The following is a 13,252-nucleotide window of genomic DNA, read 5'->3' as shown; positions in this document are numbered from 1 at the left end:
GAAGGGAGGCCGCCCCGGAACTGACAACCAGGGTGGTTTGCACAATGACATGCCGATTCGCGATCCACAGACCATTGGGCCATGAAGTGCATTTTCTCGAATTGCGCAGCCGGAAAAAAGTCAGCCAGCCTTTCAGCCTCGATTGGGAAGTGCTCAGCGAAAGCATCTACGCAAAGGCGCTATTGGGTAAAGCACCACCATGGAAATACAAATCCAGGGCGGCGCAATGCGCTACATCGACGGCATCGTCGCCCGCCTGGGCATGCAGGGCCAGAACCACCGCGGTTACGCCTGCAAGGCCCGCCTGAGCCCCTGGCTGTGGCTGGCCACGCGCAGGAGCGACGTTCGCATCTTCCAGAACCAGACCGTGCCCGACATCATCGAGCAGGTATTGGGCGCCTATGGCCATCCGCTGCGAAAGAAACGCACGCGCGGCAATCGCAGCGGGGACTGCTGCGCTCAATTCAACGAAAGCGATTGCGGCCTTGTCCCGCGGTGGATGCTGCACGAAGGCATCTACTTCTTTTTCGAGCATGCCTCGCATGGCGCATTGCCCGGGGATGAATCCATTCCTTTCCATCCTCCTGGAAAAGCCGGCGCAGGCGATCCGCAAAACATCCACGCCCGGCAGCTGGAGCAGGAAATCAAGCCGGGCCGCCATTGCAGCGACGGCCCCGAAGTTGCACGGGCAGGCATGGCCAGGACGTACCGGTAAGCCGCAGGGGACAGATGCGGTCCAGGCGCCGCGGCCCCTGGCCTGGGCATGCCGGCCAGGGGTCTCGTTCAAATCCGGTTGATGGACACGCCACCATCGACCACCATGGCCGTACCCGTGATGAAGCTGGATGCGTCCGACGCCAGAAACAGCGCCGCCGCCGCGATTTCTGCGGGGGTGGCGAGGCGCTTGAGCGCGTGCAGGTTTTCGACGAAGGCGCGCGCCTCGGGCGTGGGGGTGCTGGCGCGGCCCATGGGAGTGTCGGTGCCCCCGGGCAGCAGGGCGTTGGCGCGCAGGCCGCGGGGGCCGTATTCGGCGGCGATGACCTGGGTGAGGCCGACGAGGCCGGCCTTGCTGGCGGCATAGGCTCCCATGCCGGGCAGGCCCGCCGTATGGCCCACGAAGGTGGAGGTGAAGATCAGCGAGCCGCCACCGCGTGCCAGCAGGGCCGGTATCTGGTGCTTGGCGCCCAGAAAGGCACTGGTGAGGTTGGTGGCGATGGCGTCCTGCCAGGCCTGCAGCGAGAGATCGGGCAGGGCACAGGGATCGCCGGTCATGCCTGCATTGTTGAAGGCGATGTCCAGGCCGCCAAAGCGCTCCGTGGCGGTCTCGACCAGGGCCTGTGCCAGCGGCTCGTCCCGCACGTCGCCGGCCAGCGCGATGGCCTGGCCGCCGTCCTGCTCGATCTCCGCCACCAGGGCCTGCAGTTCCGGCTGGCGGCGGGCCGTGAGGACCAGCCTGGCGCCGTGGCGCGCAAACAGCCTGGCGGCTTCGCGGCCTATGCCTGAGCTGGCGCCCGTGATGAGGGCGACTTTTCCGTGGAGTTGCTGTGGCGATGGCTGCATCTCGCACCTTTTCTTTCCGTGAATGAGGGAAAGCGGTTTGTAGTGCGGCGCAGGCGGACGTGCATCCCGCTTCTTGCACGAGCGCCGGGCCGCCCTTGGTGGAGCCGTGCCGCGCTGCACATGGTCGCAGCGGGCTAGGGAGAGCTCAGTCTTCCCCCAGATCCAGGTGCGCGAACAGGTCGGCCAGCGTGGGCGTGGAGCGTGCGGGCCAGATGGCGCTGAGGTCCAGGCTGGGCAGGGCCTGGCCGTCACGCACCTCGCAAAAGCGCACGCCGCGAAAGTCCATGGAGCGTATCCAGCTGGGCAGAAGGGCCACGCCGCAGCCGCCGGCCACGCAGGCCAGCACGGTGAGGGTGCGGTTGGCTTCCTGCGCCACATGGGCCTCGTGCCCGGCCTTGCGCAGCGCGTCGAGGATGCCGGCATGCAGCACGGGCAATTGCGCCTGCGGGTACATCACCAGCCCGGCCTCGGCGATCTGGGCCAGGCTGACCTGGCCGTCCTCGCCGATCTGGAATTCATCGGGCACGGCGGCCACCAGGCGCTCGCGCAGCAGCTGGCGCTCGCGCATGCGCCCGCCCACGGCCACGGGCGTGTGCATGAGGCCGATGTCGATGGCGCCGGTCTGCAGGGCCTCGGCCTGCTCGGCATTGCTCATCTCGCGCAGGATGACCCGCACGCCGGGCGCCTGCTGCCGCAACGCGCGCAGGGCGCGGGGCAGGGTGCCGAACAGCGCCGAGGACACCAGGCCCACGGTCAACTGGCCCGCACTGCCCCTGGCGATCTCGCGCGCGCGGCTGGCGGCGGCATCTATGCGGGCCACGCTGGTGCGCACATCGTCCAGCATGGCCAGGGCGGCCGGGGTGGGCAGGGCGCCCTGGCGTGAGCGCTGGAACAGCTGCACGCCCAGGTCTTTTTCCATGCGGGCCAGGGTCTGGCTCAGGGCCGGCTGTGCAATGCCCAGCCAGTCGGCTGCGCGGCTGACGCTGCCCTGGTCCACCACCGCGAGAAAGTAGCGCAGATGCCGGGTTTCCATATTGATCCGGTATGAATAAATCCGTTTTGAAGAATGGAAATATATACCCCCCGTTCCTAGAATCCGGCCCCATGCCCCCAGCGCCGCGCCTTGCGTGGCGCAACCCACAAGGAGTTCTTCCCGTGTCTGCCGTGCCCCGGTTCGCCATTGCGTCCAGCGTCGATACCCACGCCCATGTCTTCGAGCGTGGCCTGCCCATGCCGGATGCGCGCCGCTACGCGCCCGACGAGGACGCGCTCCTGGGCACCTATCTGCACCACCTGGACACGCACGGCATGGCCCATGGCGTGCTGGTGCAGCCCAGCTTTCTGGGCACGGACAACAGCTACCTGCTCCAGGCGCTGCGCGCCCAGCCGCAGCGCCTGCGCGGCGTGGCCGTGGTGGATGAGAGCACGGGCGATGAACAACTGCAGGCCCTGGCCGATGCCGGCGTGGTGGGCATGCGCCTGAACCTGATCGGCCTGCCTTTGCCCGATCTGAATGCGCCCGGTTGGCGCCGCGTGCTGGAGCAGGCCAACACCCTGGGCTGGCATGTGGAGCTGCACCTGCAGGCCGGGCGCCTGCCGGACCTGCTGCCCGCCTTGCTGGCGGCCGGCTGCCGCGTGGTGGTTGACCACTTCGGGCGTCCTGACCCGGCCCTGGGCGTGCGCGACCCGGGCTTTGGCTATCTGCTGCAGCAGGCCGGCAGCGGCCGTGTGTGGGTCAAGCTGTCCGCGCCCTACCGCATCTGGCAGGCCGCCGACTGCGCCGCCTCGGGCCGGCAGGCCACCGCGCAATTGCTGCAGGCCTTCACGGCCGGGCGGTTGCTCTGGGGCAGCGACTGGCCGCACACGCAGCACGCCGGCCAGGCCAGCTATCCGGCGGCCGTGCGCTGGCTGCAGGACTGGCTGGACGATGCCGGCCCCCTGCAGGCCGTGCTGGGCCGCACCGCCTTCGAGCTGTTCCGATTCCAAAACGACATGCCAAACCAAGGAGACACACCATGAATTCCCTGTCCAGACGCACCGCCAGCCTGTGGGCGGCAGCAGGCCTGCTTTCGGCCGTTGCCGGCATGGCCGCGCCGGCCGCTGCGGCTGCAGCGGCTGCAGTGGCCAACTACCCCGAGCGCCCCGTCACCCTGGTCGTAACCTATCCGCCGGGCGGCACCGTCGATGTGGTGGCGCGCCTGATCGGCCCCAGGCTGTCTGCCGAGCTGGGCCAGCCCGTGGTGATCGAGAACCGGGGCGGGGCAGGCGGCATGATTGGCGGTGCCCAGGTGGCCAAGGCCCAGCCCGACGGCTACACGCTGATGCTCGATGCCTCCAACCACGCGCAAAACCCCGCCATCCACGCGCGCATGCAGTTCGACACGCTCAAGGCCTTCGCGCCCGTGTCGCTGCTGCTGCGCGTGCCCAATGTGCTGGTGGTTGCGCCTTCGTCGCCCATCAAGAGCGTGCAGGACCTGATCCAGGCCGGCCGCTCCGAGGGGGGCGGGCAACTGTACTTTGCGTCCGCAGGCCCGGGCTCGGCCCAGCACCTGGCGGGCGAACTGTTCAACCTGCTGGCCAGGACGCAGCTGCACCATGTGGCCTACAAGGGCGGCGGCCCGGCCATGATGGATGTGATGTCGGGCCAGGTGCCGCTGATGTTTGCCAGCATGGGCTCGGCCTGGCAGCACGTGAAGACCGGCAAGCTGCGCGCGGTGGCCGTGGGCGGGCTGGAGCGCTCCAAGGCCGCGCCCGAGCTGCCGACCATTGCCGAGTCGGGCGTGCCCGGCTACGAGACCTATGAATGGAACGCCATCTTTGCGCCGGCCGGCACGCCGCCCGCCATCGTGAACCGGCTGTCCACGGTGCTGGCCAAGGTGCTGCGCGAGCCCGCCATCGTGGAGCGGCTCGCTGGCATAGGCGCCGAGCCCATAGGCTCCACGCCGGCCGAGCTGGAGACCTTCCGCCGCGCCGAGATCGCCAAATGGCAGAAGGTGGTGAAGGATTCGCGGCTCAAGCTGGACTGAGCGCGTGCAGGCCAGAAAGCGGACCATTGCGGTCTGCTGTACACCGCAGGCAGCCCTGGCGCGTTGAACAGGAACGGGCGCTGGCTTGAACGGGTTCTTACACCTTTTCAGGCGCAGCGGTCCACGCGGCCCCGCGCGCTTGGTAGAAACGGGGCCTTTCCTGTTTCACCCAATTCAAAAGAACATGGCCCTGCTCACCTTGCGAACCACCTTGCGCGCCGCGGCCGCCTTTGCGCTGGCCTGCTCGGCCCTTGCGGCCCAGGCGCAGACCTACATCAGCGGCTCGGTCTCGGGCCAGCTGGCACCGGGCGTCTACGGCACCGTGGACATCGGCAACGCGCCGCCGCCAGCGCTGCTGTACCAGCGCCCCGTCATCATTGCGCCGGCCCCCATGGCTCCGCCGCCTGTCTACATGTGGGTGCCCCCGGGCCACGCCAAGCACTGGGGCAAGCACTGCGCCCGCTACGGCGCCTGCGGCCGCCCGGTGTACTTCCTGCGCAACCCGCCGCCGCACTGGCATGCCGGGCCGCCGCGTCCCGATCCGCGCTGGCGCGAGGAGCGCCGCCACCGCGAATGGGAGCACCGCCGCGATGACCGCCGCTGGGACCGTGACGACCGCCACGATCGCCATGGCGGGCGTGGTGATGACCACCGTGGCCCCGGGCATGGCCATGATCGCGGCCGGGGCCATGGCCGCGATTGAGCGGCACCGCACAAAAATAAGTTGTATCAAGCAGTTGCGGCGCACGGGCGCCGCAACCCGCAGCGCAAGCCTGGTACTGAGCTATGCCGGTTTGCTATAGCTGCTAGCGGGCTTGCTCAGTGGTGCCTGGCCCGCGCCATGCTCACAATAGCTGTCATACCCATACTGATAGAGACAGCCATGCAAACGGCCATTCCCTGCCTGCTGATGCGGGGCGGTACTTCCAAGGGCCCCTTCTTCCGGGCCACCGATCTTCCCTCCGACCTGCCCACGCGCGACCGCGTGCTGCTCGCGGCCATGGGCTCGCCCGACAAGCGGCAGATCGACGGCGTGGGTGGTGCGCATCCGCTGACCAGCAAGGTCGGCATCGTCAGCCTCTCCGACAAGGAGGGCATCGACCTCGAATTCCTCTTCGCCCAGCTGCAGCCCGACAAGGACACGGTGGACACCACGCCCAACTGCGGCAACATGCTGGCCGGCGTGGTTCCCTTTGCGCTGGAGACCGGCATGGTCTCCTCGCGCGGCGAGACCAGCACCTTCCGGGTGCTGACGCTGAACACCGGCATGGCGGCCGACATCACCGTGCAGACGCCCGGCGGCCAGGTGGAGTACGAAGGCTCGGCCCGCATCGACGGCGCGCCCGGCAGCTCGGCACCCATCGAAATCAGTTTCCTGGACACGGCCGGCTCGGTCTGCTCGGGCCTGCTGCCCACGGGCAAGCCCCGGGACACGGTCACGGTGACGGGCGAGGGGTTCGAAGACTTCACGCTTGACGTCACCTGCATAGACAACGGCATGCCGCTGGTGATCTTCAAGGCCGCCGACGTGGGCGCCACCGGCCTGGAGACCGTGGCCGAGCTCAACGCCGACACCGATCTCAAGCGCCGCATCGAGGCGCTGCGCCTGCAGATCTCCCGGACCATGGGCCTGGGCGATGTCTCGGCCAAGAACTACCCCAAGATGACGCTGATCGCGCCGCCCCAGCATGGCGGCGCGCTGACCACGCGCAGCTTCATCCCCCACGTCTGCCATGACGCCATCGGCGTGCTGGCAGCCGTCACCGTGGGCACGGCCGTGAAGATGCCGGGCACCGTGTGCGACGGCGTGGCGCAGCTCACGCAGGGCGCGGGCCCGCTCACGGTGTCGGTGGAGCATCCCACGGGCGAATTCAGCGTGACGCTGGACAGCGATCCGGCCCATCCCGAGGTGGTGACCAAGGCGGCCCTGCTGCGCACGGCGCGCCTGCTGATGCGCGGCGAGGTCATGGTGCCGCGCTCGGCCTGGGACGGCCGCAGGCAGGACTGAAGAAACAGCGCAGGGGCTTGCCGGCCCCTGCGGTGCAAGGTGCGGGCCGCGCGCGCAGATGCGGTATCCGCCAGGCCGAGAGACAGTGGAAGAGACAAGTCATGACATCCGTCCAGAAGGACGCCGCAGCAACCGGCGTCAATGTGCAGACCCTGCTCAACGAGCACCCGTTCTCGGGATTCCAGTGGGTGATCTTTGCGCTGTGTTTCCTGATCGTTCTGCTCGATGGCTTTGACACGGCGGCCATCGGCTACATCGCGCCCTCGCTGATCGGCGAGTGGGGCGTGAGCAAGCCTGCACTGGCGCCCGTGCTCAGCGCGGCGCTGTTCGGCCTGGCCGCAGGCGCCCTGTTCTCTGGTCCGCTGGCTGACCGGCTGGGCCGCAAGACCGTGCTGGTGGGTTCGGTGGCGGTGTTTGCCGTGTCCTGCCTGGCTTCGGGCTTTTCGCCCGACATCTGGACGCTGGCCATGCTGCGCTTCGTCACCGGCCTGGGCCTGGGCGCCGCCATGCCCAATGCCGTCACGCTGATGAGCGAGTACTGCCCTGATTCGCGCCGCGCCACGCTGACCAACGCCATGTTCTGCGGCTTTCCGCTGGGCGCGGCCTTCGGCGGCTTCCTGGCGGCCTGGATGATCCCCCATTTCGGCTGGCGCAGCGTGCTCATCCTGGGCGGTGCAGCGCCGCTGCTGCTGCTGGTGGCCCTGATCGTGCTGCTGCCGGAGTCGGTGCGCCACATGGTGGCCAACAACTACCCGGCCGAGCGCATCCGCAAGGTGCTGGCGCGCATTGCCGGTGATGCCGTGCAGGGCGTGCAGCGCTTCGTGATGACCGAGTCCAAGCCCCAGCCCGAATCTCGGGCCAGCAGCGGCATGGGCGTGGTGCTGTCGCGCGAGTACCGCGTGGGTTCGATCATGCTGTGGATCGCCTACTTCATGGGACTGGTCATCTTCTACGCGCTGATGAACTGGATGCCCGTGCTGTTCAAGGAAGCGGGCCTGGACCCCAAGACCGGCACCCTGGTGGCCGCGCTGTTCCCGCTGGGCGGCGTGGGCGCCGTGCTGTTCGGCTGGCTCATGGACCGCTTCAATGCCAACCGCATCATCGCCATCGGCTATGCGCTGACGGCGGCCTCCATCTGGTGGATAGGCCAGACGGCCGGTCACCTGGGCTGGCTGGTGGTGGCCGTTTTCCTGGCCGGCACCATCATGAACACCGCCCAGTCGTCCATGCCGGCGCTGGCCGCCGCCTACTACCCCACGCGGGGCCGTGCCACGGGCGTGGCCTGGATGCTGGGCATTGGCCGCTTCGGCGGCATTGCGGGCTCCTTCCTGGTGGCCGAGCTGTCGGCGCGCCAGCTGGGTTTCAGCGAGATCTTTGCCGTGGTGGCCATTCCGGGCGTGATCGCCATGGCCGCCCTCATCATCAAGCAGTACAGCAGTCCCGAGCCGCAGGGCGGCGCGGCGCCTGCCGCACCCCTCCACTGACCCCTCCACTGACACATTCCCACCCCATAAAGACGCAGGAGACCATCCGATGATCATCGACGTACACGGCCACTACACCACCGCGCCCGCGGCCCTGGGCGCCTGGCGCGACCTGCAGATCGCAGGCCTCAAGGACCCGTCCAAGGCCCCCAGGGCCAGCGACCTGAAGATCAGCGATGACGAGATCCGCGAGACCATCGAGACCAACCAGCTCAAGCTGATGAAGCAGCGCGGCTCCGATCTCACCATCTTCAGCCCGCGCGCCAGCTTCATGGCCCACCACATCGGCGACTTCCAGACATCGAGCACCTGGGCCGCCATCTGCAACGAGCTGTGCTACCGCGTCAGCGAACTGTTCCCCGAGCATTTCATCCCCGCCGCCATGCTGCCGCAGTCGCCGGGCGTGGACCCCGCCACCTGCATCCCCGAACTGGTCAAGTGCGTGGAGCAGTACGGCAACGTGGGCATCAACCTGAACCCCGATCCTTCAGGCGGCCACTGGACCTCGCCCCCGCTGTCGGACCGCTCCTGGTATCCCATCTACGAGAAGATGGTGGAGTACGACATCCCCGCGATGGTCCACGTCTCCACCAGCTGCAACGCGTGCTTCCACACCACGGGCGCCCACTACCTGAATGCCGACACCACGGCCTTCATGCAGTGCCTGACCAGCGACCTGTTCAAGGACTTCCCCACGCTCAAGTTCCTGATCCCCCATGGCGGCGGCGCCGTGCCCTACCACTGGGGCCGTTTCCGCGGCCTGGCGCAGGAGCTCAAGAAGCCGCTGCTGGACGAGCACCTGCTCAACAACATCTTCTTCGACACCTGCGTCTACCACCAGCCCGGCATCGATCTGCTGACCAAGGTGATACCCGTCAAGAACATCCTGTTCGCCAGCGAGATGATCGGCGCCGTGCGCGGCATCGACCCGACCACGGGCCACTACTACGACGACACCAAGCGCTACATCGAGGCCACGGCCAACCTCACCGAAGAGGAGCGCTACCAGGTCTACGAAGGCAACGCGCGCCGCGTGTTCCCGCGCATGGACGCCGCCCTCAAGCAAAAGGGCCTGTAAGCAGGCCGCCACCACAGATCCAAGGAGAACACCATGTACGAACTCGGTGTGGTTTACCGCAACATCCAGCGTGCCGACCGCGCGGCCGCCGACGGCCTGGCTGCCCTGGGCTCGGCCACCGTCCACGAGGCCATGGGCCGCGTGGGCCTGCTCAAGCCCTATATGCGCCCCATCTATGCGGGCCAGCAGGTCTCGGGCACGGCCGTCACCGTGCTGCTGCAGCCCGGTGACAACTGGATGATGCATGTGGCCGCAGAGCAGATCCAGCCCGGCGACATCGTGGTCGCGGCCGTGACCTCGGAATGCACGGACGGCTACTTCGGCGACCTGCTGGCCACGAGCTTCCAGGCGCGTGGCGCACGGGCGCTGATCATCGACGCCGGCGTGCGCGACGTGAAGACGCTGCAGGAAATGAACTTCCCCGTGTGGAGCCGCGCCATCTCCTCCAAGGGCACGATCAAGGCCACGCTGGGCTCGGTCAACATCCCCGTGGTCTGCGCGGGCATGTGGGTCACGCCTGGCGACGTGATCGTGGCCGACGATGACGGCGTGGTCTGCGTGCCCGCCGCCAAGGCCGCCGAAACCCTGGCTGCCGCACAAAAGCGCGAGAGCTTCGAGGGCGAAAAGCGCGCCAAGCTGGCTTCCGGCGTGCTGGGCCTGGACATGTACAAGATGCGCGAGCCCCTTGAAAAGGCCGGCCTCCGTTACATCGACTGAAGGAGGGAACATGAGCGCTTTTGAAAAAACCCCCGGCTGGCTGGACTGGTACGCCGGCCCCTCCAAGCCCAAGTTCCAGGTGCCTGCAGGCGCTGTGGATGCCCACTGCCACGTCTTCGGCCCCGGCGATGAATTCCCGTTTGCGCCCGAGCGCAAGTACACGCCCTGCGACGCCAGCAAGCAGCAGCTGTTTGCGCTGCGCGACCACCTGGGCTTTGCGCGCAACGTCATCGTGCAGGCCACCTGCCACGGCGCCGACAACCGCGCCATGGTCGATGCCTGCAAGGCCGCCAACGGCAAGGCGCGCGGCGTGGCCACGGTGCGCCGCAGCGTGACCGATGAGGAGCTGCAGGAGCTGCACGCCGCCGGCGTGCGCGGCGTGCGCTTCAACTTCGTCAAGCGCCTGGTGGACTTCACGCCTAAGGACGAGCTGATGGAGATCGCGGGCCGCATCGCCAAGCTCGGCTGGCATGTGGTCATCTACTTCGAGGCCGTGGACCTGCCCGAGCTGTGGGACTTCTTCACCAGCCTGCCCACCACCGTGGTCGTGGACCACATGGGCCGCCCCGACGTGAGCAAGCCCGTGGACGGCCCCGAGTTCGAGCTGTTCCTCAGGTTCATGCGCGAGCACCAGAACGTCTGGAGCAAGGTCAGCTGCCCCGAACGCCTGTCCGTCACCGGCCCCAAGGCGCTGGACGGCGAGCAAAATGCCTACCGTGACGTGGTGCCCTTCGCCCGCCGCGTGGTCGAGGAGTTCCCCGACCGCGTGCTGTGGGGAACCGACTGGCCCCACCCCAACCTCAAGGACCACATGCCCGATGACGGCCTGCTGGTCGACTTCATCCCGCACATTGCACCGACTGCCGAGCTGCAGAAGAAGCTGCTGGTCGACAATCCGATGCGCCTGTACTGGCCGGAAGAAGCCTGACGGCAACCATGTCCGGCCTGGGTGCCGGACATATTCAAGGAGATATCCATGGCATTGGACAAACCCTATCTGGACGTGCCCGGCACCATCATTTTTGATGCCGAGCAGTCCCGCAAAGGCTACTGGCTCAACCAGTTCTGCATGTCGCTGATGAAGGCCGAGAACCGCGAGCGCTTCAAGGCCGACGAGCGTGCCTACCTGGACGAATGGGCCATGAGCGAGGAACAAAAGCAGGCCGTGCTGGCCCGCGACCTCAACTGGTGCATGCGCACGGGCGGCAACATCTACTTCCTGGCCAAGATCGGCGCCACGGACGGCAAGAGCTTCCAGCAGATGGCCGGCTCCATGACCGGCATGTCCGAAGAGGAATACCGCAACATGATGGTGGGCGGAGGCCGTTCGGCCGAAGGCAACCGCCGCGTGGGCGAGGAGGGCGATGCCCAGGCCCACCGCCAGCCGCAGGGCAAGGCCGGCAGCGTGGACAAGAACAACAAGGAAGGCAACTGACATGGCGCGCATCACCGCATCCGTCTACACCTCGCATGTACCCGCCATCGGCGCGGCCATGGACCTGGGCAAGGCCGACGAGCCCTATTGGCAGCCTTTGTTCAAGGGCTTCGAGCACTCGCGCCAATGGCTCAAGGACAACAAGCCCGACGTGATCTTCCTGGTCTACAACGACCACGCGACCGCGTTCAGCCTGGACTTCATCCCGACGTTTGCCATCGGCACGGCCGCTGAATACCAGCCCGCCGACGAAGGCTGGGGCCCGCGCCCCGTGCCCAAGGTCGTCGGCCATCCGGAGCTGGCCAGCCACATCGCGCAGTCGGTGATCCAGCAGGACTTCGACCTCACCATCGTCAACAAGATGGACGTGGACCACGGCCTGACCGTGCCGCTGTCGCTGATGTGCGGCGAGCAGGACGCGCGCACGGGCGCCTGGCCCTGCCCGGTGATTCCGTTTGCCGTCAACGTGGTGCAGTACCCCGTGCCGTCGGGCCAGCGCTGCTTCAACCTGGGCCGGGCCATCCGCCGCGCCGTGGAAAGCTTCGACGAAGACCTGAACGTGCAGATCTGGGGCACGGGCGGCATGAGCCACCAGTTGCAGGGCGCGCGTGCGGGCCTGATCAACAAGGAGTGGGACAACCGCTTCCTGGACCTGCTGATCGAGAACCCGGCCGGCCTGGCCAAGATGCCGCATATCGACTACGTGCGCGAGGCCGGCTCCGAAGGCATCGAGCTGGTGATGTGGCTGATCGCGCGCGGCGCCATGGCCGATGTGGATGGCCCCGCGCCGCTGCCCAAGGTCAACCACCGCTTCTACCATGTGCCCGCGTCCAATACGGCCGTGGGACATCTCATCCTGGAGAACGGCTGAGGCCCCCACGTTCATCACTGCGTGTATTCACTGCCCCCCGAGGGGGCCTTCGCCTCCTTGAGGCGGCTCTACGGAGACTCATATGAGCAACAAGACCATTAAAGTCGCCCTGGCGGGCGCCGGTGCCTTCGGCATCAAGCACCTGGACGGCATCAAGAACATCGACGGCGTTGAAGTCGTCTCCCTGGTGGGCCGCGAGCTGGCCAAGACCCAGGAAGTGGCCGACAAGTACGGCATCAAGCATGTGACCACCGAGCTGGCCGACAGCCTTGCCCTGCCCGAGGTGGACGCCGTCATCCTGTGCACGCCCACGCAGATGCATGCCGCCCAGGCCATCGAATGCCTGAAGGCCGGCAAGCATGTGCAGGTGGAGATCCCGCTGGCCGACAGCCTCAAGGACGCCCAGGCCGTGGCCGATCTGCAAAAGCAGACCGGCCTGGTGGCCATGTGCGGCCACACGCGCCGCTTCAACCCCAGCCACCAGTGGGTGCACAAGAAGATCGCGGCCGGCGAGTTCAACATCCAGCAGATGGATGTGCAGACCTATTTCTTCCGCCGCACCAATATGAACGCGCTGGGCCAGGCCCGCAGCTGGACCGATCACCTGCTGTGGCACCACGCCGCCCACACCGTGGACCTGTTCGCCTACCAGGCCGGCAGCCCCATCGTGAAGGCCAACGCCGTGCAAGGCCCCATCCATCCGGAGCTGGGCATTGCCATGGACATGAGCATCCAGCTCAAGGCCGCCAATGGCGCGATCTGCACGCTGAGCCTGTCGTTCAACAACGACGGCCCGCTGGGCACCTTCTTCCGCTACATCGGCGACACCGGTACCTACATCGCGCGCTATGACGATCTGGTCAACGGCAAGGAGGAGAAGATCGACGTTTCCAAGGTTGATGTCTCCATGAATGGCATCGAGCTGCAGGACCGCGAGTTCTTCGCCGCCATCCGCGAAGGCCGCGAGCCCAATTCCAGCGTGGCCCAGGTCCTGCCCTGCTATCAGGTCCTCCATGATCTAGAGCAGCAACTGCAGGCCTGACCCGCCCGGCGAGCCGTCGCAGCGCACCATG

General features: G+C 67.3%; 14 protein-coding genes. 12 read left to right on the top strand and 2 right to left on the bottom strand.

What is annotated here, in order from left to right:
* Positions 1–199 precede the first annotated feature (199 nt).
* The gene (locus tag DACI_RS22455; protein ID WP_012206259.1) at positions 200–715 is read left to right on the top strand and encodes a phage late control D family protein; all 516 of its coding nucleotides are present in this window, start codon (positions 200–202) and stop codon (positions 713–715) included.
* Positions 716–783: 68 nt separating this feature from the next.
* On the opposite strand, the gene DACI_RS22450 is transcribed toward DACI_RS22455, so the two are convergent.
* On the bottom strand, positions 784–1,560 hold the full coding sequence (locus DACI_RS22450) for an SDR family oxidoreductase (RefSeq protein ID WP_012206258.1): 777 nt from the start codon (positions 1,558–1,560) through the stop codon (positions 784–786).
* Between the two features lie 145 nt (positions 1,561–1,705).
* Entirely contained in the window at positions 1,706–2,593 is an 888-nt protein-coding gene (locus DACI_RS22445; protein WP_012206257.1) for a LysR family transcriptional regulator, read from the bottom strand.
* A gap of 122 nt (positions 2,594–2,715) precedes the next feature.
* Between DACI_RS22445 and DACI_RS22440 the strand changes: the two genes are divergently transcribed.
* The 11 genes from DACI_RS22440 to DACI_RS22390 all read left to right on the top strand — a co-directional run bounded on the left by DACI_RS22440 (position 2,716) and on the right by DACI_RS22390 (position 13,221).
* Entirely contained in the window at positions 2,716–3,579 is an 864-nt protein-coding gene (locus DACI_RS22440) for an amidohydrolase family protein (RefSeq protein ID WP_043782290.1), read from the top strand.
* A complete protein-coding gene (locus DACI_RS22435) occupies positions 3,576–4,586 on the top strand; it encodes a tripartite tricarboxylate transporter substrate binding protein (RefSeq protein WP_012206255.1) in 1,011 nt (336 codons plus the stop codon). Before DACI_RS22440 ends, DACI_RS22435 begins: the two co-directional genes overlap by 4 nt.
* Positions 4,587–4,770: 184 nt before the next feature.
* Positions 4,771–5,289, top strand: coding sequence for a hypothetical protein (locus DACI_RS22430; protein ID WP_034395652.1), 519 nt, complete (start codon positions 4,771–4,773; stop codon positions 5,287–5,289).
* Between the two features lie 180 nt (positions 5,290–5,469).
* The gene (locus DACI_RS22425; protein ID WP_043782284.1) at positions 5,470–6,594 is read left to right on the top strand and encodes a 4-oxalomesaconate tautomerase; all 1,125 of its coding nucleotides are present in this window, start codon (positions 5,470–5,472) and stop codon (positions 6,592–6,594) included.
* Between the two features lie 101 nt (positions 6,595–6,695).
* On the top strand, positions 6,696–8,078 hold the full coding sequence (locus DACI_RS22420; RefSeq protein ID WP_012206252.1) for an MFS transporter: 1,383 nt from the start codon (positions 6,696–6,698) through the stop codon (positions 8,076–8,078).
* A 49-nt stretch (positions 8,079–8,127) separates the two neighbouring features.
* Positions 8,128–9,156, top strand: coding sequence for an amidohydrolase family protein (locus tag DACI_RS22415; RefSeq protein ID WP_012206251.1), 1,029 nt, complete (start codon positions 8,128–8,130; stop codon positions 9,154–9,156).
* Between the two features lie 33 nt (positions 9,157–9,189).
* A complete protein-coding gene (gene ligK / locus DACI_RS22410; protein WP_012206250.1) occupies positions 9,190–9,873 on the top strand; it encodes a 4-carboxy-4-hydroxy-2-oxoadipate aldolase/oxaloacetate decarboxylase in 684 nt (227 codons plus the stop codon).
* A gap of 10 nt (positions 9,874–9,883) precedes the next feature.
* Positions 9,884–10,801 carry an amidohydrolase family protein gene (locus DACI_RS22405; RefSeq protein ID WP_012206249.1) on the top strand — a complete coding sequence of 306 codons (918 nt, stop codon included), beginning with the start codon at positions 9,884–9,886 and terminating at the stop codon, positions 10,799–10,801.
* A 48-nt stretch (positions 10,802–10,849) separates the two neighbouring features.
* On the top strand, positions 10,850–11,308 hold the full coding sequence (gene ligA / locus DACI_RS22400) for a protocatechuate 4,5-dioxygenase subunit alpha (RefSeq protein WP_012206248.1): 459 nt from the start codon (positions 10,850–10,852) through the stop codon (positions 11,306–11,308).
* A gap of 1 nt (position 11,309) precedes the next feature.
* Positions 11,310–12,179: a class III extradiol dioxygenase subunit beta gene (locus tag DACI_RS22395; RefSeq protein WP_012206247.1), complete on the top strand. Its 870-nt coding sequence runs from the start codon at positions 11,310–11,312 to the stop codon at positions 12,177–12,179.
* A gap of 82 nt (positions 12,180–12,261) precedes the next feature.
* Positions 12,262–13,221: a Gfo/Idh/MocA family oxidoreductase gene (locus tag DACI_RS22390; protein ID WP_012206246.1), complete on the top strand. Its 960-nt coding sequence runs from the start codon at positions 12,262–12,264 to the stop codon at positions 13,219–13,221.
* Positions 13,222–13,252: the final 31 nt, after the last annotated feature.

The organism is Delftia acidovorans SPH-1 (genome assembly GCF_000018665.1).
Taxonomy (GTDB): Bacteria; Pseudomonadota; Gammaproteobacteria; order Burkholderiales; family Burkholderiaceae_C; genus Comamonas; species Comamonas acidovorans.
This window is presented reverse-complemented; position numbering and strand designations above follow the sequence as displayed.

Bases quoted from the DNA above. Each gene is read 5' to 3' on its own strand.
- DACI_RS22455 (WP_012206259.1), top strand. From the start codon at position 200: ATGGAAATACAAATCCAGGGCGGCGCAATGCGCTACATCGACGGCATC.
- DACI_RS22450 (WP_012206258.1), bottom strand. From the start codon at position 1,560: ATGCAGCCATCGCCACAGCAACTCCACGGAAAAGTCGCCCTCATCACG.
- DACI_RS22445 (WP_012206257.1), bottom strand. From the start codon at position 2,593: ATGGAAACCCGGCATCTGCGCTACTTTCTCGCGGTGGTGGACCAGGGC.
- DACI_RS22435 (WP_012206255.1), top strand. From the start codon at position 3,576: ATGAATTCCCTGTCCAGACGCACCGCCAGCCTGTGGGCGGCAGCAGGC.
- DACI_RS22430 (WP_034395652.1), top strand. From the start codon at position 4,771: ATGGCCCTGCTCACCTTGCGAACCACCTTGCGCGCCGCGGCCGCCTTT.
- DACI_RS22425 (WP_043782284.1), top strand. From the start codon at position 5,470: ATGCAAACGGCCATTCCCTGCCTGCTGATGCGGGGCGGTACTTCCAAG.
- DACI_RS22420 (WP_012206252.1), top strand. From the start codon at position 6,696: ATGACATCCGTCCAGAAGGACGCCGCAGCAACCGGCGTCAATGTGCAG.
- DACI_RS22415 (WP_012206251.1), top strand. From the start codon at position 8,128: ATGATCATCGACGTACACGGCCACTACACCACCGCGCCCGCGGCCCTG.
- ligK (WP_012206250.1), top strand. From the start codon at position 9,190: ATGTACGAACTCGGTGTGGTTTACCGCAACATCCAGCGTGCCGACCGC.
- DACI_RS22405 (WP_012206249.1), top strand. From the start codon at position 9,884: ATGAGCGCTTTTGAAAAAACCCCCGGCTGGCTGGACTGGTACGCCGGC.
- ligA (WP_012206248.1), top strand. From the start codon at position 10,850: ATGGCATTGGACAAACCCTATCTGGACGTGCCCGGCACCATCATTTTT.
- DACI_RS22395 (WP_012206247.1), top strand. From the start codon at position 11,310: ATGGCGCGCATCACCGCATCCGTCTACACCTCGCATGTACCCGCCATC.
- DACI_RS22390 (WP_012206246.1), top strand. From the start codon at position 12,262: ATGAGCAACAAGACCATTAAAGTCGCCCTGGCGGGCGCCGGTGCCTTC.